General features: G+C 65.9%; 1 protein-coding gene. It reads right to left on the bottom strand.

Annotated elements, in window-relative coordinates; all coding sequences use genetic code 11:
* The coding region (locus tag ACOV8S_RS31585; protein ID WP_448321897.1) for an ABC transporter ATP-binding protein at window positions 1-379 on the bottom strand (379 nt) is incomplete at its 3' end.
* Window positions 380-384 lie beyond the last annotated feature (5 nt).

Below are 384 nucleotides of genomic sequence, written 5' to 3'. Positions count from 1 at the left end.
CGGTGAGGTCGAGGATCTTCGCGGCCTCCTCGACCTTGGCGCGGATCTCCGACTTGTTGACACCGGCGATCTTGAGCGCGAAGCCCATGTTGTCGGCGACGGTCATGTGCGGGTACAGCGCGTAGTTCTGGAACACCATGGCGATGTCCCGGTCCTTCGGCGGCAGGTGCGTGACGTCGCGGTCACCGATGCGGATGGAGCCGGCGTTGACGTCCTCGAGACCCGCGAGCATGCGCAGGGAGGTCGACTTGCCACAGCCGGAGGGGCCGACGAGGACGAGGAACTCGCCGTCCGCGATCTCGATGTCGAGCTGGTCGACGGAGGGCTTGGTGGCACCCGGGTAGATCCGGGTGGCCTTGTCGAACGTGACGGAAGCCATGGTGA

Source organism: Streptomyces sp. CO7 (assembly GCF_053474865.1).
This window is presented reverse-complemented; position numbering and strand designations above follow the sequence as displayed.